A 19125-nucleotide genomic window follows, 5' to 3' on the forward strand; every position below is an offset into this window, starting at 1 on the left:
TGCTCCAATCAAAGGAACTTGACACATTTTGTATGAAACTAAAGAATTTATCAATTTTTAAGCGGTTACATGTACCAAACAACAAAAAAGCATTAGAAAAGCTTGAAAAAGCGTGTGTTTTTCATGCGCTCGCCATGGCGCGGATAGAGTCAGACATTGCCGCAGCATCCACAGCCAAGGCAAAGCTGGTATTAATCGACCAATTCAACGAAGAAAAGGCCGCATTAATGCAAACAGCGGAACAAATAAAAGTGCTCTCTTAGTAGAGTACTTCTTTAACAACATTCACCACACCTGTTGCGAACATATCCGGCCCATCTTCTTGGTCTAACAAGTTAAAGCGTATGGCGTTTACCACCAAGTCTGTCACCTCGTCTTTAATCTTGGTTTGAGTCTCTTTGGTGAAACTCGGTGCAGGCTCGACACCTGTTAACAACCAATCAAATGAAGTGTTGGATTTGCCAGCGCAATCTAACATCGCATCATACGGTACGCGCTTGTTGAATATCCATGATTTAACGGTGCTTTCACCTGCCTCAATATATTCAGCTAGTCGCTTTTGGTGGCCTTTCTGTGCGTCTATACCATACGCAATACACATACGTTTAATTATGTCTTTTATTAACTCTTTCTGTTTCTCTTCAGGCAGAGCGCGTACATCAATCATATTTCTTCCTGTTAAAATTGCCGTGTCAATTACAGCGCATTACAGCTAATACTACACAAAGCGCATCCAAATTTCATTAAACACTGTAATTATTGCAGCCTTCCCTTCATTAAAGTTTAAATATAACAACCTGAGATATTAAAAACCACTTAAAAGTATACATTTTAAAACCTTATGAATATAATCATAGCAAATGTATGTAAATTGTAACTTTATTTGTAAGGGAAAGGGTTCACCGCGCTTTAATCCAGCGCTAGGTTGTACTTTTATTTATCGCTGGTGGTTTTATGGAATTTAACACAGTTAATTATGAAGCGCTCATGGCGCGTTCTATTTCGTTAGTCGGCTCAGTGTGTGTCGATACCATGGTTGCCGAACATACACGCAATCACGCTATGACTGACAACGAAGTGGATGCATTGCGCACCGACTTAACAGAGTACGTGGAGTTAAACGATGTTGAAATTTAACTTTCGTAGAGAAATAGAGATCATGATAGGCGCGATTTGCTTTCAAAGTGCTGTGAATCTAATCACCATACTAACCAGCGGTTACTTTGACTTTATGATGGCGTTGACGGTCCTGTTAATGACACTGGCGCACATTATCTTTGTCTCTGACATGACTTTTAAAAAGCTCATCATCTTTGCGGTGAACTCATTCAGCATGAGCGCCCTTTTTTATCTGAGCACCACCAACTTACACATCGCGGCGTTTATTTGCGGTGTCATCCTGATTCTTGCAAGCTGCATCATCCTAACAAACCAACTCACCGAATAAGCTACAAAACCGAATCCCAACCGCACAAAACCGTTAAAAATTAAATGTTTCTTGATTTTTAGCGGTTTTTTTTAAAAAATAGGGAAAATTTCCTACTATATTTAAAGTAAATCGCTTGACGCTAAGCCTGTTTTTAGGGTTACTTAGCAACCTATTTTATACGAACAAGCTTTTTACAAAGGTGTACTATGACCACCAATTTATTCCATATATACGACAAGTTTCTAGAGCTGAGAGAAGAAGACTTCATCAAAACTGGCCTAGAAGAATGCGCGTACAGCGAAGAAAGACCAGATGGTAATGTGCGTCCACTGGTGCTTATTCAAAGTGAGCACAAGTACAACGAATGGCTTGATAAGTTAAACCACTGGCGCGAATCCGTTGATAAGCTTTGTGAAGGTGATCCGGTTCGTTTTAAAAGAAGCGCTAAGATATTCTCACCTGAACCGCTACTTTTAAAAGATGTGTACCGCGTTGAAGTGCGAGAAAGCACCGCCACCAGCCAGCGCAAGCAAGAAAAGTCTAAAATAGTGACTCGTCAAAAGCGCCTAGTAGACGCTGAAGCCATCAATGCAGAGCGCACAGGTGATTACGCACAATACAACCGCTATAAGGCACAGCTTGATAACATGCTCGCTGATGATGATGAATATTACCTTATTAGGACCAGTGGCTATAAAGATGTGCGCTTACTTATCTACATGGACGCAAGCTCAGAGCCGATTAAACACAGCCTTAGCTATGTTGGCGCTTATATCATGCCATCTAAAACGTGCTCAGCCAGCTTCTTATCGCTACCAAGTGAAAGCCAGCAAGAGAAAAAGCGTAGTGATGCACTGGACTTCACTAATATCAGAGAGATTGATCACAGCTTAGGTATTCGTGGTCGTATTTACTCATACAGTGACTATGAGAAAGTGAAAAGAGACAGAAAGCCTGCCTAGCTTTCTGTCTAGCAGGCTAAAGCGCTTCTCTAGAGGCTATTTCTACTTCAGAGTAAAAGTCTCTAAACCCTTTTTTGGGTGCAGTAAATGTAAGATCTGGACTTCCCTGTATTTTTAGCGTGTATGTCACAACGCCACTACCATACTTGTTAAACCTTTGCGCTACATACCGCGCACCCGCATCCGTTGCAGGCATAAAGATTAAGTCTCCTTGATTACATTGCGCTTTATATTTTACTTCTCGATGATCCACATTAAAAATGTAACTGTAAATGATACCCTCAAACCCATTCATGCATTTTCGGCTGTTCGGATTGATAAGCAGTATTTCAGCGGCTTCTTTTTCTTTATTTGCTTTTGCTACATGCATTCTAAAAGTCAGGTCTGGTGCGCTGGTTCTTACTGAATATACGTAGGTTGAACTACTACTTCTCTTCCAGCCTGAAGACTCTTCAGCAAGTACAGGCATCGCAACTAACCCAGCCATTAATAAAAGTTTTTTCATTCGATTTCCTTTTTCTAAAATTTCAAAATTTCTTACGCATTAAGAGCAAGAAAACGTAAACTTCATAGATGCTGGTAATGATCCACCAGCAATCCATCTAAGTAGCTTACAGAAAAAAAAGAGGCTAAAAGTCGGACTAAAATAAATATATTTGGCAGTTAATTAAGACGCATTCAAAGTTGTTCATGAACAACTTTGAAAATGAGGAAACAATGAAAATCATTTATGACTTGGAAGATGCAAGGAAATATAAGCGCGGCTGGACCTATGTTCTACTATCCAAAGACAAAAAAATGATGAAGATAGGACACGCAATACCGGACCTAAAAAGGCGCGTGTACCAAAACCAGCACATCAAACAGAATAAACAATATGACTTTCAATTCTTACTCGCCATAGACCACGCTAAGTACGAACATGCATTACATAAACACTTCGGTAAATATCAATGTTGCTATAAGTGGTTAGAGGGCGAGCATAAAGGACAGCACTTTAATGAAAGAGAAGCTAGCGCACTCGCACTTAGGTTATTTAAAAACGACAAAGTGAATTACAGCTCCACCTACGAAGCTTTTAATGACAATACGCAAGTAACACGCCTTGAGTTATTTAGCATTCCACCTCGCAAAATAGGCGCTCGCCTTACCGAGCTGATCACTGAAGCATTAACTGAAATAACAAAGTAATGTTGTTACTTTGAGATTTCAATTCAATGCATAATGCTCAAAAAAACCAGATAGAAAAAAAGTGATATGATAGTTACATCATTTACTTGAGGGATTCAATTTGTCAGCTCTGCCAACACCAAACAATAGCCCAGCAAAAATCATCATAACTGGTGGCCCGAATAAGGGTGAATACTGCATTCAGCATATATATAACCATCAAATTGTACTGAACAATTTTGAATTTGACCACGGCGCTACTGGTGTTGTTACCGTCTATGTAAGGCCGACCAATCACGTATACAGTCGCGCATTAGAGGTTAAAGATTGCGAAATTTCATTAAGAAAAACAGGTGAGCTGCTGTTGAAATATGAGCATGAAGAGAACGATCCCTCTAAGTTAAAGCTCAAAAATGGTAAACCCGTAATCTCATCTGATAAACGTGTCTTTGAAATCAACAAGTATAGTAGCAGTCACAATATAGATGGTTTTATCCACCACCTTCAGAATTTTCCAAATGAGACTGTCATACTCGCAAACCAAGGGGATGATAAGCAATGCCTGAGCGCATTAATAAATTTTAAACATGGCTCAAAAGATAATTACGCTGCATACATTGCCATCTTTAAGCTTCACAAATTACCTAAAAACAGCCTGTCTATGGTCATAGAAACTGCATTCTTAGTATCGGAAACCGATTTCAGATATGAAAATTTTATTGATTCTGACAATGACAAGTCAAAGCCTTTATACGTTGTACTACGCAATGTACTAGCTCGACGCAAACCGTTTGAAGGCAAAGCGAAGAAGAACTCTAAGAAGTCGTTTAAGAGGGCTAAAAAGGCGAAGAAGTTAGCAAAGCTAGAAGCAGAAACGAAAAAACCTAGCTAAAAAGCTAGGTTCTTATCGAATACTTTAAATTTTTTCCGAGATCCCTATTATTTACTGTCACTGTCTTGCAGTGCGCTATCGTCTTTCTAAGTGCCGCAGCTCAAACAAAGCGTGTAGATAGCGGGAGGCAGGGTATATAGAAGCGTATTAACTTCGCAATCCGAACGGTCCTGCTCTTACTGATGTCTATATTAGTCTTAATACGCTGCAATGTAAACAATTACACTGAATTGGTTTTATTAATTAAACTAAATTGTTATTTCTACATTCAGGTACACTTCTTTAACCGAATCACTGGTAATCCCGATATATTCAAACGTTTCACGCACTGAGCTGTGATTAAACAGCCTTTGTAGTACGTTGATGTCTGTACCTTGCTTATAAGCGTGATAACCAAACGTTTTGCGCATAGAGTGCGTACTCAACGTATAATTTAAGCTAAGACTCTCAGCAACTTCTTTTAACTTCTTAAACACGTACACACGCGACACAGGCGCATCATTACTGGCGTTTCTGCTTGTGCGCTGGAATAAGTAAACATGTTCAGGATTTGCCGCCTTGAGCTTATCTACTGCCTGCAATGCAACGCTATTAAGCGTTAACTCTTTGGCCTTGCGCGTTTTAGTTTCCTGAAGCTGGACCTTGCCGATCTCTTTACCGGTGTGACTATCCGTTATGCGCTGTATGTCTTCAAATTTAAGTTTAAGCAGGTCGTTAATGCGTAGTGCTGCATTGCAACCAATTAAAAACAATTCAGCTTCTCGATGGTAATTGTATTTAATTAAACGATTATAGATGGCTTTTACATCACCTAAATCGCGGATAGGATCAGCCTTGCTCATTTGCGGCCTCGTATTCGTCTAGCATGGTCCAAAAATCAGGGTAAAGGTCGTGTGTATCAGCGCAATCCAGTGCTTTAGATATATTAACGCCGCCTACCGTAGCCATTAAGCGCACATTGATGTTTTGCAGGCCATGACGCGCAATATAGCCAGCACACGCATACTCGCCACCAACAGGTGAATCATGACACGCAAAGATATTAAAAAAACCATCTTGCTCGCTGCCTCGCGCTGGTACAGTATTTTTAAGGTTTCGCATCAGGTCCATATCAAAGTTTGGTATATCCGCACCACCAGCCTTAGAAGCCTTTTTCCAAGGGCAATTTTTACAAGGTTTATCTGCACACTTTTTCATAACTAATCCTTACAGTTTTCTAGTAGCGCTAAAACTTGGCCTTCATGCAACCAACCAAGTGATCCATCTTTGTAAGTCAATTGATACAGTGGATGCATCACCTGTGTGTGTTCATCTTTGTAATTAGCGCCTAACCTTTTTAGGCTGGCTTTGCCGTGTTGCGTTTGAATGGCGCTAGGAAGTGAACCAGAAAACTCATTGATGGCCGAAGATGACATGGTAATTCCTTTCTTAAATGTGAGTGAGCATGCTCGCCAAGCGGCGAGCCTTTGAGTAGTTATAGTTTATTTGCGAAAACTACATATTTTGTTAGAAACTCGCTGTTATCACGACCTTTCTCGAACTGGTAAAGCTTCGCTATTCTTTCCACCAGCTCACCACGCTTTGTTTCTAAGCGGTAGCAAACTCTTGCTTTACCGTCTAACGCTTCAAAACGCGCTTTTGCATCACGGTAAAGTTTAAAATCCTCTACTTGGTGCTCTATCGTTTCGTTTGTATCACCTGAAATAACCTGAAATGAAACCGCCATCTTTAACTCCATTTGTTTAATGTTTTAGTTAACATAACGAGAATATAGACTCATTTTGATAACCTAGCAAGCGAAAAAGTTAAAAAACCTATATTTTTTAAGGGGTACATAGTTAACAAAACGTGCTTTTGTTAACTATCGCAACTTTTTTGACTGGTGGTTTGGTGGTTAAAGTGAAGAGGCGGCTAAGTCTTCGAGGTCGTTTCTTTCATCCAGTAAATCTTCATCAATGCGTGTATTAGCAGGCACGTATTGCACAAGTTGAGAAAAACAGTAGGTGTCCCAACGGTCCGGCGAAGGAATGTTCATCTTTTCGCGCATGGTTTCTTTTTTAACGATCTGGTACTGGCCTTGGTCATTAATGATGTACGGTATCTTAACCGCTTGGTCTTTGGTCTTTGGTGAACCATCAACAAGCATCCTGCCACTGGTCATAGCGCGGTGCGCCATGATGTTGGCATAGGCTCGCTGATTTACATAGTTTTCTTTGTCGAAGTCATTAAAGCAAGAATGCCCCCAGCGAATGCGCTGAACGCGCAAACCTAACTCTTCGGCTATCTGTGCGGTGTCACTCCCCACCCCGTCACTATCTATGGCTACGGTGATATTTGGATAATCATGGCTGGCAATGTGGGCTTTTATTCTGCGACCAAAATCAACAGGCGAAATGTTACCTTCCATTTCCTCTATTCGCACTGGTATAAACTTACGCTCTAGTCCCCAGCCGCACACCTTACCAATGAGCATCACGGACTTATCACGACCATTACCCACATCACACAGCGCCACCCATCCCCAATCATCATCTAGAGTCGGCGTATTTGCTTTATTTGCCGCCCTATCAAAGTCACTCGATGAGATTAAGAATCCTTCCAAGACTTTCGGGAACTCACCGCGCACCTTGATCATGTACTGAGCTGATTCCCTACCTCCGAACTTAAAGGCTGCATTTTTCAAATACTGTAGATTAACCCATTGTGAAAACTCAGAATTAAATTTTAATGGCGACCATATACCATCCTTTGGGTCCATATCCTTACTGAGCTTATGATGAGAATCGTAGAATCGACCTGTATTACGTGTTGGCTGAGACAACATCAACATACGGTTGTCATCTTCGGTTAAAGCGCCTTCCATAATGTCGATTGCTTTATCGCTTAGACCAGATGCCTCATCGACAATGTATAGCAAGTGCTTTCCATGCTCACCAGCCAAGCCTTCTTCATTACCTAACCTATAACCTTTTGTCAGTACACACCAAACGCCTTTATAACCTACCGCGTAAAACTCGGTTTCTGTTACTACGAAATATTGCGCTATCCATGGAAACCTTTTACAAACAGTCTTAAAGTTCTTTTTTATGTATTTGAAAACCGCCGCTTTAACCTGCCCGATTTTGTTAGCAACAAGAACGATACGTGACTCAGGATAAAAAAACATGTAGATCATGGTTATGATGGATGACATGTCTGACTTACCTGTACCGTGACCTGAACTTACAGACACGCGACAAGCTGTTTTTTGAACGCTAGTTAATAGCTGGTACTGCTGCGGTGAAGGCCATTTGCCAAAAAGTTCAACTGATGCCCTCACCCAATCACTTCTATATCTCTTACAAAAGTCTAAATAACGTGGGTCTTGATTGATGCTTTTTAACTTCACTATTCAATCACCTCAACGTTATTATCTCCATCAACCTGTGCGTTGTTGATAAAGTCAAGGCGCTCTGCCATAAACTCATGACCTGACCACTCTTTAAGCTTCGCTTCGTATTCCGCCATTTCTTTATCTAACTGCTCAGCAGAAATTTCCTCGGCCTCATCACGCTTAGGTTGTCTAAGTGAAATTTCTTTCGCTGCTTCAGCTTGTAAGGTTTTTGGTGGTTCAATGCCGTTTTTGTCGAATAAGTAACAGGCTGATACAGCGGATAGCTCCTGTTGCTCGACTTGTTCAAGCAACTCAGTAGTCAGTGCTAATTGCTCACCTTTTGAAAGGGGGTGCAGATCATGTAATTGCAGTGAGGTTTTATATTGTTCTAATGCCAGCTTTTGCTTGTTTTGATGTGCTTTGATGATGCCAGTTTCTAACTCGGTCATCGGTTTAGATGTGCCAAAGACAACATGAGATAAAGCTTTGGATTTTGGCATGGGATTACCAAACTCATCTTTCCATGCGTTGCCATCTTCATAATCTTTTTCAATGGCGGTCATCATTTCTTGATGTGTTCGATGCACATATAAATATCGTGCCTGCATCATATTTAGGACCGCATCACCATCACTTAACTGCAATGCAACGTTTCTAATATCCTCCGGTATTTTTGCAAGGTCCATGTAGGCACCATGCATGACACCTTGCGCATCATCACGGTGATCATGATCAACAAGGTTGCTGCGCGGCGGCACTTTAAATTTGTGATCAAAAACGTTACTTTCTTTTGCTCTATTAGCGCTCTTACCGCCGCTAGTTTGCGCCTTTCCTCCTGTTACCCCCTTGTTTTTAGCGGCTTTGCTGCCAGTGTTGACTTTAGGTGATCGATCACTTTTCTCTGTGTCGCTTTGTGATCGATCAGTTTTGCTTTTAATGTTGTTGAAAGACCGTCTACAGCTATTAACGTTCAAACCTTTTTCACGCGCAAAGGCTGCTGCGCTTAGGTCTTCTGAGGACTTCAGCCTATCGCAGTATTCTTTGTACAACGCTTTCCAATCAGTTTTAGCCAAGGTAAAAACCACATCTTCCGAACAAACTTATTAAATTCTACATATCAGAAAGTGATCGATCACCTATTTTTAGGCAAACAAAGCTAAATACCGTGTATTTATTGGTGTTACATGTAATAATTAGGCTTTTATATGGGTTGAGTACTTCCTAACATGGACAAGAAGATAAGCAAAAGCGCTGCATTTAAACTGCGACAAGCTGAAAAAGGCTATAAGCCTGCGTCATTTTTTTTGGATGATGCCACACACGAACAAATAGCAAGAGTTAAGCAGGTGGCGAATTGTGCGAATAAAGATGAAGCGTTGCGTTTAATGGCTGGTATTTTTGCAACGCTCTCTGACAAGGAAATAGAGTTTTTGACTGAAGAAGCTAGGAAACGATTTCCGAATTAAACACCGCGTTTGCGATTTCTCGCTTCCACTCTTCCAATGTTAGGTCTTTTAACTGTGTTACTTTGACACCATTTGCCGCTACATCAATATATGGATTAGATAGCTTTTGACCATCTAATCTAACGACTTTGTATAGCTTACGCGGCGCATCATGCTCAACACGACAACCGATTTTATTAGCCGCTTCATTGATTAGCTCAGTCGTGGCTTGGCGTTCATGTCTGCGGCGCTCCTGCTTGAGAATTGATTTATTAGCAATCAGTGCTGAAGAGGCTTTAAATAAATCTCCGCCGCCATGTGCCGGACCAACAAACTCTAATAAACCTGTATCATGCAATGAAGTCACTGTGCGACCATGGACGTACACGATCACATCTTCTTGTTCATCACTCTGCTTGTCGTACTCAACAATGGCGCTACCATCGTTAGAGCGCGTTTTATTACGCTTAACAACATAACGGTTTTCATTTTCAAGCAATGAGATAGCAAGGTCTGCTTGTTGTTTTGAAAGTGATAGCATTGTTATTTTTTCTCCAAATCCAGCTCTGCACCATCTGCCAGCTTAGAGTATAACAAAATCGCGTCTTTAAGTGACTCCCAGCCAATGAATATATCAGAGTAATAACCTTGCTTACGCAATATATCACGGCGCTCTAGTTGCGCTTCGCTGGCTCTGCCACCTTTGGCCTTCAGCTCAAAACGTGCGCCATGGTACGTACCTTTAGCCATGTCTAATATGATGTCGGGATAACCTTTCTTCTGGCCTTCCGCCTGCATAGCAAAGGCGGTTTTCTTTGAGCGCATACCCCCAGCAGGATAAGCAGATAACAACTCATAGATTTCAGGGTGATAACGCTCGAAAAAATCAAAGAGCTGCACTTGCTCATAGTGCTCAATGTTACCTTTGCGTAGTTCTGGCTTTTTAGCCAATGCCGCCAGTGCGCGAGCATGGGGACTCACGTTAGGCTGCTTAGCTTTGACATTGCGCCTGTTTTTAGGTTTTCTCTGACCTAAGAAACTATTGAATGCGTCCTCGCTATCAAACCGCAACACTTTCAACCTCCATGCACTTTATTAACTCTGAATAGAAGTTGATTATTTCACTCGAAAACAACACAAAATCATTTTCTAAACGATTGGCTAACTCTTCTTTTGGAATGTCCGAATTAGTCTCTTTTAGTGCATCAGAGAATTTGATTGATGTCATCGAGCCATCGTTATTAAATTTTAATTCGATAGACTCATACAGCTTCAAGTGAACGGATTTACAACGCATACCGTTGTGAATGCTATTTAAAATATCTTCTGATGTAATATCTTCTTCGTTTATGTAATTGCGCTTGCTGTCTGTTTCTGAAGGTTCTACTAAATTAACAGTGTGTCCAAGCTGTATTTCTCCCAAACTTTCAGGCTCTAAAAGAGAGTTTGTAAGTAAGTGATCTAGGTCGTAACTAGCAAATGAAGGTATAACAGGCAATGTACCTAAAGACTTCCTAAGAAGCGCTAAACACTCTTCAGCTCGGGTGAATTTTGCTACGAATATCACCACCAGCATATTCTTGGTATCTATGCACAAATCTATGTAGGAAGGTTTCGGTATGAGGTTAGGCAACATCGCCATAGTGATATTGTCTTTAATTTCATTTTTTTCTTTAAATTTAACTGGCCTACTTTCTTCATTTTCAATTTTTTCTATTGTCGAAGCCAATTGTTCATTTATAGCGGCGCTTGGTAGTGTTTTTTTGTCTTGTCTTACTTTGAGCCAAATTAGATTAGAATCTGGTGCTTGTCTTGCTAATTCTGAGCCGTACTTACCTAAAGGTTTAACGAACCCCATTGAGCTAACTTGTTGACCGCCTACGGGCTTAAATACGTCTTGCTCTAATGCTTTATTAAGCTCTTCAATATCGAAATTTATCTCTTGTTTAAATGAATAAAACAATGCTGATGTATACATAAACCTAAAAGCCTTTTAATTTTTTAAATATTTAGTTAGGAAGATTCTCAACGGTTGAGAAAATCAATCATGCCACTCTGAGTTGATTGCCAATTCATAGATTCTCTTAATTTGATTTGTATATTTAGAAATTCTACGTTGGTTGTTGCTTTTTATACTGCACTCTAGATTGCTTAACGTATCAGCTATCTTTACTTTTCGAGCTAAAGGGTTCTCAACACATCTAGCTATATAATCCTCTCTCGATTCTTGATCTTGTTTGGTGATGGCTTCTAGAGCTTTAATTAGTTGCTCTACCGGATAAGGTTTATGCCCTATCTTTGCTCTAATATCCTCTATTGTTAGCTCTGTATCTTCGATGACATCATGCAAACAGGCCAAGTCATCCAGCATAAAATCCCTTTTGTAATCTCCACAAGCAAATAACTCATGTGTTTTATTTCTAACCATGTTTACATGCACAATATAGTCTTGCTCTCCATATTTTTGGTCTTTATGTGCATACGATGCGATCAAATAAGCCATTGCCATAATATTGCCTTTTATTCTTGAATTACTGGCGCTGAATGAATGCGCTCTTCTAGCAGACTCATAAAGCCTTCTTTGCTTTTTGCTTCTATCTCAAACTCTACTGCGCCATAATCGCCATTATCAATATGGACCTCACCAGTACCGCAGGGCTTTAGATGAAGGGATAAAAAGCCTACAGGCGTGTCCCATTCCTGCTCTACACAGCCGCAATCCTTGTCAAACTGGTCTTTTAGTAAATTACAGTCTTTCATAGTGGCTTATTTGCTCTCAGTCATTTTGATAGGCACTACAGGCAATGTATCTATCCAATCTAAAACGCTCTGCAAATCGTCAAGCTCCATGATTGAATCAAAGTGACAAGATTGATCTAAATTAAAAATCACATCTTCTAGGGCTTCATCAAACTCTAAATCATACCCATTAGCATAGCCGCTGGGTGTTGGGCAGCCTCTTAGGTACTCACACCTGATAGCAGTTATATTCTTTTTCTTGAGCGCTGCTAGAATTTTCCTACTGCTCATAGTTAAACCTCTTAATTACTCTGTTTGAGCTTTTTCTAACTGATAAATTGCTGTCTTGAGATTTTCAAAATCACACGCATCTACCTCGTAGATTTTAATTTCTGCTTCAGCTCTCCATTCACGCTCTACAATTCCAAATGGACTGATATAAACAACGCTGTAATCTTTGCCGCTAACACTTGGTTTATCATCAAAGTTCTTGCTTTCAACTATTCCTGAAGCAAGATATTCAAGTCCACCTTCTAAGCAGCCGTTACAACTTAAATCTCTAAAGAAAAGATTGCTCATTATTTTCATAATTCTATTTGGCCTAACTTTAATGGCCGCTAATACGCTGAAGCTTATCTATTTCTGCTGCAATCAGTGCGCCTGACTTGGTAAGCTCTTTAATTCTAGAGGCGTAACTATTGTCCCCCACCTTTAAATGCTTTGATTGCCATGGGAAGTGTTGTATAGGCTCATTTTTGCTTGCCTTCTCTCTGAAGTTATCTCGCATGTGACTTGAACTCACCGCTGTTGTTGCGTAAACGATAGCCGCCATAACGAGTGAGCCTTTTTCGTACTTATCATCATGCGTTGATGTATAGCCTTCTTCGCTGATTTGGCGCGATCTTTCTTTGGCTATCAAAGCTACGCCTGACTCTTTTTCAATTTGCCTTTCTATTAGCTTATCTGAGTATTCAGACTCAGCTTTTTCAGAGAGGTTTCTTATATCATCTTCACAGTGATCACTTAGATAACCGCAATCATCCTTATCACCGTCATTTATCTTCTTAGCATCATTGAATCCATCATAATAACCGTCACCAAAGGCGCTAATCTGCTCGTACTTTTGCTCTTCAAGCATCTTTTTTGCAGATTGGAATAGCTCAATAAAGAACAATTCTGAACTCATGGAAAAGCCTGAGTCTTCAAAAACGAATTGCCAGCAATCTATTGGTTCACCAAGAGAAGTAAATATCTGGTTGTAATTCCACATTACATTAAAAGTAACTGTGCGTTTTGTTTTACTTCCAAATTCACACCATGAAACTAAGGCGTTAAAACCAATATCTTCAGGGAATGTTAATTCTTCAAACTCAACCTTAAATTCAAAAGACGGGTACGAATCAATCATTGCGACAAATGCGCTCATACCTTCTTTAATCTTGTCGCTTGCCCACTCTGGTAGCTTATTCTGGTTCATGAGTTATGCCTCACTCTCTTCTATAGGTTGCCAAGTATTTATGTCGTACTTTTGGGTTTTTTCTACATTAAAGAAGTTAGGTGTAATTTCATGCTTTTTGCACCACCAACTTAGCAACCCATGTAATGCATTGCTTAACTCAAGCTCAGCCTCTTCGGAAGCATCAGGATAATCAAGCGCGTACTCGCCACCTTCGTCTTCAGCTTGGCAAGCCATGTAATTGGTTATTTCATCGGAATCAGGAAAGAAAGATTCATTACTTGGTTCGGTGCATGTGCCAAAAACAGCAGTTGTTGTATTATCATCTAGCGCCAATGCTTCCATTTGCGCGTCAGCCAAAGCATCATCTAGAGAATCAAAAGTGCCATGATGAAACTTTTCCCCATCGAAGCTATACGTCCATTTTTTATCATCTTTAGAATTTGAACTATGAAGTGAATCTTTGGCTTCAGTCGCTAAAACCTCTAATGAAGCTTGGAGTTCTTCACGCTCTGCTTGCGCTTCTTTTAAATAAGGTTTAAATGCTTGAGTGATCACATAACCTAATGGCCCTGTTAGTTCAAACTCCCCCTGCTCTTCAGATAAAGCGTATAAGCGCCAACCTCCATCTACAGCCTCTAGCTTTACATCGCTAGACTTTTTCTTAATAACTGTGAGCATTGTATGAATACAAAAACCATAAAAAGACAATCCCATACCTACACCTTTTAAATTTTTAAACTTTTATTTAGGAAGATTCTCAACCGTTGAGAATTAACTTCCGTATATGAATAATGTGTGTTGTTTACACGTTGTTTTGGTGATTTTCTCCAAGCTATCATGCAGCAGTTTTACAGGTTTAAAATCTGGATTTTTCGCTGAACCTTCATTGAAGATGTAATGTTCACCTTGAATGCTATGCACTCTGTTACTCCACACAACGCCGTTTGTTCTGATTTCTACAAAATCACCTATGCTTGGCTTTCTACTCATTGATAGCTCTCTCACCTAATTTAATTGATAGTCCACCAGCGAGGGCCATACGAATAACCTCGTCAGTTGCTAGGTGCTCTAAATTGCCTGACAACAAGATAGCAATAGTGGCCTCGCCTGTTTGAAAGCGCTCCGCCGCTTGACTCTCTGTTAACGCTTGCTCTTCAATCTTAGCCATAAGCCAAACTACTAACTGATACTTAAATATCAGCGCTGAATCTTGAATAGGTTGCTGTATTTGCGGTGCGTACATGCTTTTTCCTTTTAGAATGTCGGTTGTGCTTTAGAGAATGGCGATAGTGATAACAAGCTAGATAACAGGCTTTGCTTTTTCTTCGCTGATACCATTGGTAAGCATGGCGTTTCACTCACAAACTTAGCCAAGTCTGAGAATCGGCTAAATTCGATACGACCATTTACCGTGTAACAATTAACGGCTCTTGCTGCTTGTTCTGACTCGTTGGAAAAGCTTACTTCTATACCGCTTCTGGTAAACTCAATTGAATCAGCTTTGATGTTCTTTTGCGCTAGCTGCGCTTGAATTACTTGTTTCATTGCATTTTCCTTAAAATAACTGCTCGACTTCGGGTATTTCGTATTTAGAGCCAATTGGCAACCATTCAAACTGCGGCTTCTTTCCTTTCGTTAAAGCGATAGAGCCATCTTTGTTTAGCTTGGGTACTTTTTTAACAACCGATAGATTTCGATAGTTCTTATTTCCCTTAGCCAGCTCAATGAACTCATAAGCGCATGAAGGCATTGAAAAGTCTTTACTGACAATTTCAGGCTTAGCCTTTTCAAAAATAATGTCAGTTTGTTTTGTTAGCGCTTCGGCATACTCAGTGACATTTGTCGGCTTTTCATCACCTCTGAGTAAATCAACTTTCTTCTTCGCTTTGACCTCACACTTGATCCTTGATACACCTTTCACTGCAAACATAATTTCACCTATGAACTCAGTTTTTAGTTAATCCTCAACCGTTGAGGAATTTCTTTTCGTAGTACAATTGCTGGCGGCTGCTCAATCCGGTTTCCACTGTAATCAAGCGCCTATAAAAGCCAACCTGTCTAAATTCTATTGCTAATTTGATTACCGCTTCATCTAAAGCCTTATGAAAAGAGACTTTCATTTCTTGTGCTTTTCGATGTACTGACTTTTCAGTGCGATTGAGTGTTTTACCTATCTCTTTTGCTGTTTTTCTGCCAGCAAAGGCGGATAGGTAAAACTCTTCACCTTTGTGCCAGTTTCTCTGCATCCTTTTGCCTTTGGTAGACTCCATAAAACCCTGACCTGTACGAATCATATTGAACACCAGCACGTTCAAAGGCTCTTATTACGGTTTGCAGCTTGGTAGCGCTAATGCATAGTCGCTCTAAGACAGTTTGAACAGGCTCTCTTTTTACTTTTTCAACAAGCATCCACGATTCAATTTGTTTCAGCTTGTTTTTAGAAAGCGGTTTCCTGATGCGCTTACTTTTATTTTGCTCATCGAAAACCAAATCTACTTTACTCATGCAGCGGCCTTGCTTCTTCTTCTGCTACTCTTACCTTGCGCTTTTGCATACTGTTTACGCTTGGCTATTTCTTTGGTTCTGCTCTTCATGTCTTCAATGAATGACCGAGCAGCATCGTTGTTGACTGTAAAATCTGTTTCATACACTTTCGTTAAAGGCTCTCCACATATTTTTGCAGCCTCTCTAGCTCTAAATAAGCCATTCTTGAGCGCTTTTTCAAATTCAGTACCATCAAATGACTTGATATGTTTAACGATTTCAGGAATCCATTTATCATCCGGTGCAAACTGGCTATTAACAAAATTAATTTGCCCCTCATCAAACCCACCAGCCTTATTGAAATTCACTGAAGGAATAACTAGCTGATCCTCGTTTTCATCATACCTTACTGTTAACAAGCAACCTAAGCCGTTAGGTCTTACCCAGTGAAACATTGCCATTTCATTAGCCAGTTTTAATGAGCCTTCGCCTTTTGCAACCATGCACATCTCATTAGCGCTAGCAGTGAATAGCTTCAGCGTTGAGCCATCTGGTGCGGTATAGATAGGCGCTGTAGAATGCGAGTTCATATAAAGAGACAGCATTACGTTTTCTTTGTATAAACGCTTGTTTGTATCAGCGATAAGCTCAGCTTGCTTTGTAGCTTGCTCTAGTGTCTCTCTGGTAGAATTTAAAACCTTTTGATCATTCACTCGCATGTCTTTTAGATCTTCAACTTCAGCCTTTACGACTCTAAAATCTTCTGTTTTATGCGCTAACTGCTTTTGAAGCTTTTCCACTTCAGCGTGAGAATTGCCGCCTTGCTTGCGTAACTCTTCTAGTGATGCATCAGCGTTCTTTAGCTTATTGTTGGCTGCGCTAAGCTCAGATTTAAGTGCTTTATTGTCATTTTTCGCTTTTTCTAATTGCGAAGCATGATCGCTTGCCTGCTGCTTTAGTTGCGCTTCTAGTTGTGCCACCAGCGCTGAAAGGTCGTTTAGTTTTTTCTTATATGCTGCGGTTGTTGCATCGACTGATGTAGCTTTTTGTAAGGCTTCAGCTATTTTGCTTTTTAAGTTTTGATTTTGAAGGTTAAGCGTAACATTTTCGTCTTTTAGCTCTTCTACTTCTAAATTTGCCTCTGCCAGCTCTGCGTTAGCAGCCTTTAAAGCCTCATTTTCTAAAGATAAGTTATCATTTACAGCCCTGTAATAGTTAGTGGACATTGTTAGCAATTCGTCTGTTGTGATTTGATTGCTGTTATACAAATTGTTTAATTCGTATGGCGCTGAGAAGCTAGTTTTGCTCAGTGTGTTTATATCAATTGTCATGTGAGTTCCTTTAAGTTTAAATCTGAGTTAATAAGTGACTAAAGTTTTGGCGCGCCTTTCTTTTAACTCTTGGCGCTCTAGTGCGATTAAATCTAATTTTGGTAATGCTGTTCTTGCTGATTGTGAGTCTCTAAACTTTTGCACGTTAAAGTCCACGTATTGCGTTGTGTTAATAACTGTGTTTTCAAAGAGAATGAAAGCACTGGCGAAGTTCACGCCGTTTTGAACAGTCTTACCATCTACTTTGTAATATTTGTAGCGGCGGTCCGGTAAATAAACTTTTGAAGCAACGTTATGAACCATGACTTGCCACCATATAGATTGGCGCTCATACGGCAACATCATCAATACAGGAATTTTGTATTGCTGAACTGTGTCATAGGATTTTTGGATAAATTCTAACTTGTCATCAAATGGCGGATTGCACCAAATGCCAGTTGCGCAACTGCCAAGCTTTGTAGCTCTAGACATCAATGCACAGTGCGCCTTAGCTGCTTTATTAAATTCAAAGGACCAATCTAGCGCTAGTGCATCCTGTCTTTTTAGTCGATCTATGAAATGACCACATTTAGCGGTGGCAGGCTCAGCACAAGCATCAAGTATTAAATCTAAACCTGAGATTGTTTTAGCGTCATTAAACGCACTCCAAGTTGTACCAAAGCGGTTTTTATCCGCTATCTTCGTTTTGCTTTTTAAATGTCCGTGTATGTGCGCCATGCCGTTACCTAATCAAATTTCAATCTGTCGTCTGGTTTACCGCGTACAATCTCTTCTTGTATGCGCCTTTCATAGTTATCTTTGCCGTACCACGCTTTTAGCGTGTCAAAATCAGCCTGAAGCGCTTTAACCTTGCTTTTCATTAGTGCGTTTTCTGCAATGACTTTATTTAGCGCCATTACAGCCTCTTCTAATGAATCGACTTTAAAACCAGTGCCATAACAAACTTTGCACTCTTCCCTGAGTAATAAACCTTTGTATTGACCTGTACCGTTACACGCAAAGCACTTGCTTGCATCACCGCTTAAAACCAATTCATTCACGCTCGAAATTGGCGCTTTTTCTTCGGTTTTTTCAGAACTTTTCTGCTCTACAAATTGCGCCTGATAACTTTCATCAAGCTGTTGTTTTTGCAGCCTCTTAAACTCTGCAAGCTCGGCTTTCTTTTGAGCCTCTTCAGCGCTTAGATCTGAACTGTCGAACATCTACATCAAACTCATTCAACCAAACCTGATAAAGCATTTCTGATGGCGTGGCTTTGTAAACAGTAAGCGTTGTCGCATACCAATCTTGAAGTGGTTTTTCTGGTGACTTTCTGACACCAAAGAAAGTGCCTTCTTTCATACCGAATACCTTACAAAGCGCCTTTATAGAGCCGCGCCCACCTCCGAAATGTAAGTCTCTAAATTTTAATAAATCAAAGCCTGTAAGTGGTTTACTCATTGAATTTTACAACCATAAAATACTCTATAGTTAAAAATCATATACTTTTTTATTCTTCCGAACAAGCTTTTTATTTTAATTGATACATGCAGTAATTTAAGTTTAAAGGCGGATAAACTTAAATAAATACATATTACAAAGCTTTAAAATATAGGGTTTAATGGGGGTTTCGGTGGAAATAGTGGTTAAACGAACAGTATTGAATTAATTTTTAAATGATCATCTAATGTATGGGAAACAAGGCGTAACCAGTTAGATCAGCAACTACGATCTATAGATCATTACAAAAAAGTGATCTATCATTGCAAATATTGAAGTAAGGAAGTATCAGCCGATGCGCCAACATTCGGCTGATGAATTGTATAAATACAACTTAAAGGTAAGACAATATTGATACGAAG

General features: G+C 40.0%; 34 protein-coding genes. 7 read left to right on the forward strand and 27 right to left on the reverse strand.

Going from position 1 to position 19125, the window contains the following annotated elements; translation table 11 throughout:
* Positions 1-263: hypothetical protein (locus MHN81_RS23195; protein ID WP_239426823.1), on the forward strand; the 263-nt coding region annotated here is incomplete at its 5' end.
* Here MHN81_RS23195 and MHN81_RS23200 read toward each other — a convergent pair.
* Positions 260-667, reverse strand: coding sequence for a helix-turn-helix domain-containing protein (locus tag MHN81_RS23200; protein WP_239426824.1), 408 nt, complete (start codon positions 665-667; stop codon positions 260-262). The two genes, MHN81_RS23195 and MHN81_RS23200, sit on opposite strands and share 4 nt — an antisense overlap.
* A 287-nt stretch (positions 668-954) precedes the next feature.
* On the opposite strand from MHN81_RS23200, the gene MHN81_RS23205 reads away from it, so the two are divergent.
* The 3 genes from MHN81_RS23205 to MHN81_RS23215 all read left to right on the forward strand — a co-directional run bounded on the left by MHN81_RS23205 (position 955) and on the right by MHN81_RS23215 (position 2391).
* Positions 955-1137, forward strand: coding sequence for a hypothetical protein (locus MHN81_RS23205; RefSeq protein WP_239426825.1), 183 nt, complete (start codon positions 955-957; stop codon positions 1135-1137).
* A complete protein-coding gene (locus MHN81_RS23210) occupies positions 1124-1447 on the forward strand; it encodes a hypothetical protein (RefSeq protein WP_239426826.1) in 324 nt (107 codons plus the stop codon). The genes MHN81_RS23205 and MHN81_RS23210 overlap by 14 nt, the downstream gene beginning before the upstream one ends.
* 188 nt (positions 1448-1635) lie before the next feature.
* Entirely contained in the window at positions 1636-2391 is a 756-nt protein-coding gene (locus MHN81_RS23215) for a hypothetical protein (protein WP_239426827.1), read from the forward strand.
* A gap of 16 nt (positions 2392-2407) precedes the next feature.
* Here the strand turns inward: MHN81_RS23215 and MHN81_RS23220 are convergent, their stop codons facing one another.
* Entirely contained in the window at positions 2408-2896 is a 489-nt protein-coding gene (locus MHN81_RS23220) for a hypothetical protein (RefSeq protein ID WP_239426828.1), read from the reverse strand.
* 212 nt (positions 2897-3108) lie between these two features.
* Here MHN81_RS23220 and MHN81_RS23225 point away from each other — a divergent pair, with 212 nt between their 5' ends.
* Together MHN81_RS23225 and MHN81_RS23230 are read left to right on the forward strand one after the other, a co-directional pair.
* Positions 3109-3582 (forward strand): hypothetical protein, encoded by a 474-nt coding sequence (locus tag MHN81_RS23225; protein ID WP_239426829.1) that lies wholly within the window; start codon positions 3109-3111, stop codon positions 3580-3582.
* 100 nt (positions 3583-3682) lie between these two features.
* Entirely contained in the window at positions 3683-4453 is a 771-nt protein-coding gene (locus tag MHN81_RS23230; RefSeq protein ID WP_239426830.1) for a hypothetical protein, read from the forward strand.
* 248 nt (positions 4454-4701) lie between these two features.
* Here the strand turns inward: MHN81_RS23230 and MHN81_RS23235 are convergent, their stop codons facing one another.
* From MHN81_RS23235 to MHN81_RS23260, 6 genes are all read right to left on the reverse strand, one after another.
* Entirely contained in the window at positions 4702-5295 is a 594-nt protein-coding gene (locus tag MHN81_RS23235; RefSeq protein ID WP_239426831.1) for a tyrosine-type recombinase/integrase, read from the reverse strand.
* A complete protein-coding gene (locus tag MHN81_RS23240; protein ID WP_239426832.1) occupies positions 5282-5650 on the reverse strand; it encodes a DUF6283 family protein in 369 nt (122 codons plus the stop codon). The genes MHN81_RS23235 and MHN81_RS23240 overlap by 14 nt, the downstream gene beginning before the upstream one ends.
* 2 nt (positions 5651-5652) lie before the next feature.
* On the reverse strand, positions 5653-5868 hold the full coding sequence (locus tag MHN81_RS23245; protein WP_239426833.1) for a hypothetical protein: 216 nt from the start codon (positions 5866-5868) through the stop codon (positions 5653-5655).
* Between the two features lie 59 nt (positions 5869-5927).
* A complete protein-coding gene (locus MHN81_RS23250; RefSeq protein ID WP_239426834.1) occupies positions 5928-6179 on the reverse strand; it encodes a hypothetical protein in 252 nt (83 codons plus the stop codon).
* A gap of 168 nt (positions 6180-6347) precedes the next feature.
* Positions 6348-7841: a terminase gene (locus tag MHN81_RS23255; RefSeq protein WP_239426835.1), complete on the reverse strand. Its 1494-nt coding sequence runs from the start codon at positions 7839-7841 to the stop codon at positions 6348-6350.
* Positions 7841-8899 carry a hypothetical protein gene (locus MHN81_RS23260; protein WP_239426836.1) on the reverse strand — a complete coding sequence of 353 codons (1059 nt, stop codon included), beginning with the start codon at positions 8897-8899 and terminating at the stop codon, positions 7841-7843. Before MHN81_RS23260 ends, MHN81_RS23255 begins: the two co-directional genes overlap by 1 nt.
* Before the next feature lie 153 nt (positions 8900-9052).
* Between MHN81_RS23260 and MHN81_RS23265 the strand changes: the two genes are divergently transcribed.
* A complete protein-coding gene (locus MHN81_RS23265) occupies positions 9053-9292 on the forward strand; it encodes a hypothetical protein (protein WP_239426837.1) in 240 nt (79 codons plus the stop codon).
* Here the strand turns inward: MHN81_RS23265 and MHN81_RS23270 are convergent.
* From MHN81_RS23270 to MHN81_RS23360, 19 genes are all read right to left on the reverse strand, one after another.
* Positions 9270-9812: a hypothetical protein gene (locus tag MHN81_RS23270; protein ID WP_239426838.1), complete on the reverse strand. Its 543-nt coding sequence runs from the start codon at positions 9810-9812 to the stop codon at positions 9270-9272. The two genes, MHN81_RS23265 and MHN81_RS23270, sit on opposite strands and share 23 nt — an antisense overlap.
* Positions 9813-9814: 2 nt before the next feature.
* Complete coding sequence (locus MHN81_RS23275) at positions 9815-10345, reverse strand: VRR-NUC domain-containing protein (protein ID WP_239426839.1); 531 nt, start codon at positions 10343-10345, stop codon at positions 9815-9817.
* Complete coding sequence (gene rdgC / locus MHN81_RS23280; protein WP_239426840.1) at positions 10332-11249, reverse strand: recombination-associated protein RdgC; 918 nt, start codon at positions 11247-11249, stop codon at positions 10332-10334. The genes MHN81_RS23275 and rdgC overlap by 14 nt, the downstream gene beginning before the upstream one ends.
* Positions 11250-11312: 63 nt before the next feature.
* Positions 11313-11780: a hypothetical protein gene (locus MHN81_RS23285; protein WP_239426841.1), complete on the reverse strand. Its 468-nt coding sequence runs from the start codon at positions 11778-11780 to the stop codon at positions 11313-11315.
* 11 nt (positions 11781-11791) lie between these two features.
* Positions 11792-12031 carry a hypothetical protein gene (locus MHN81_RS23290; protein WP_239426842.1) on the reverse strand — a complete coding sequence of 80 codons (240 nt, stop codon included), beginning with the start codon at positions 12029-12031 and terminating at the stop codon, positions 11792-11794.
* A 6-nt stretch (positions 12032-12037) separates the two neighbouring features.
* Positions 12038-12301: a hypothetical protein gene (locus MHN81_RS23295; RefSeq protein ID WP_239426843.1), complete on the reverse strand. Its 264-nt coding sequence runs from the start codon at positions 12299-12301 to the stop codon at positions 12038-12040.
* A gap of 15 nt (positions 12302-12316) precedes the next feature.
* On the reverse strand, positions 12317-12598 hold the full coding sequence (locus tag MHN81_RS23300) for a hypothetical protein (protein WP_239426844.1): 282 nt from the start codon (positions 12596-12598) through the stop codon (positions 12317-12319).
* Positions 12599-12617: 19 nt separating this feature from the next.
* Entirely contained in the window at positions 12618-13487 is an 870-nt protein-coding gene (locus tag MHN81_RS23305; RefSeq protein ID WP_239426845.1) for a hypothetical protein, read from the reverse strand.
* Positions 13488-13490: 3 nt separating this feature from the next.
* The gene (locus MHN81_RS23310) at positions 13491-14183 is read right to left on the reverse strand and encodes a hypothetical protein (RefSeq protein ID WP_239426846.1); all 693 of its coding nucleotides are present in this window, start codon (positions 14181-14183) and stop codon (positions 13491-13493) included.
* A gap of 57 nt (positions 14184-14240) precedes the next feature.
* On the reverse strand, positions 14241-14459 hold the full coding sequence (locus MHN81_RS23315) for a hypothetical protein (RefSeq protein ID WP_239426847.1): 219 nt from the start codon (positions 14457-14459) through the stop codon (positions 14241-14243).
* The gene (locus MHN81_RS23320) at positions 14452-14712 is read right to left on the reverse strand and encodes a hypothetical protein (protein ID WP_239426848.1); all 261 of its coding nucleotides are present in this window, start codon (positions 14710-14712) and stop codon (positions 14452-14454) included. Before MHN81_RS23320 ends, MHN81_RS23315 begins: the two co-directional genes overlap by 8 nt.
* 11 nt (positions 14713-14723) lie before the next feature.
* A complete protein-coding gene (locus tag MHN81_RS23325; RefSeq protein WP_239426849.1) occupies positions 14724-15014 on the reverse strand; it encodes a hypothetical protein in 291 nt (96 codons plus the stop codon).
* A gap of 10 nt (positions 15015-15024) precedes the next feature.
* Complete coding sequence (locus MHN81_RS23330) at positions 15025-15399, reverse strand: hypothetical protein (RefSeq protein ID WP_239426850.1); 375 nt, start codon at positions 15397-15399, stop codon at positions 15025-15027.
* 34 nt (positions 15400-15433) lie between these two features.
* The gene (locus tag MHN81_RS23335) at positions 15434-15715 is read right to left on the reverse strand and encodes a hypothetical protein (RefSeq protein WP_239426851.1); all 282 of its coding nucleotides are present in this window, start codon (positions 15713-15715) and stop codon (positions 15434-15436) included.
* Complete coding sequence (locus MHN81_RS23340) at positions 15690-15974, reverse strand: hypothetical protein (protein WP_239426852.1); 285 nt, start codon at positions 15972-15974, stop codon at positions 15690-15692. Before MHN81_RS23340 ends, MHN81_RS23335 begins: the two co-directional genes overlap by 26 nt.
* Complete coding sequence (locus MHN81_RS23345; protein ID WP_239426853.1) at positions 15971-17284, reverse strand: hypothetical protein; 1314 nt, start codon at positions 17282-17284, stop codon at positions 15971-15973. The genes MHN81_RS23340 and MHN81_RS23345 overlap by 4 nt, the downstream gene beginning before the upstream one ends.
* A gap of 27 nt (positions 17285-17311) precedes the next feature.
* Positions 17312-18001 carry a phage N-6-adenine-methyltransferase gene (locus MHN81_RS23350; protein ID WP_239426854.1) on the reverse strand — a complete coding sequence of 230 codons (690 nt, stop codon included), beginning with the start codon at positions 17999-18001 and terminating at the stop codon, positions 17312-17314.
* A gap of 8 nt (positions 18002-18009) precedes the next feature.
* Positions 18010-18486 (reverse strand): hypothetical protein, encoded by a 477-nt coding sequence (locus tag MHN81_RS23355; protein WP_239426855.1) that lies wholly within the window; start codon positions 18484-18486, stop codon positions 18010-18012.
* Entirely contained in the window at positions 18458-18724 is a 267-nt protein-coding gene (locus MHN81_RS23360) for a hypothetical protein (protein ID WP_239426856.1), read from the reverse strand. The genes MHN81_RS23355 and MHN81_RS23360 overlap by 29 nt, the downstream gene beginning before the upstream one ends.
* Positions 18725-19125: the final 401 nt, after the last annotated feature.

The organism is Pseudoalteromonas sp. Of7M-16 (genome assembly GCF_022347805.1).
Lineage (GTDB): Bacteria > Pseudomonadota > Gammaproteobacteria > Enterobacterales > Alteromonadaceae > Pseudoalteromonas > Pseudoalteromonas luteoviolacea_F.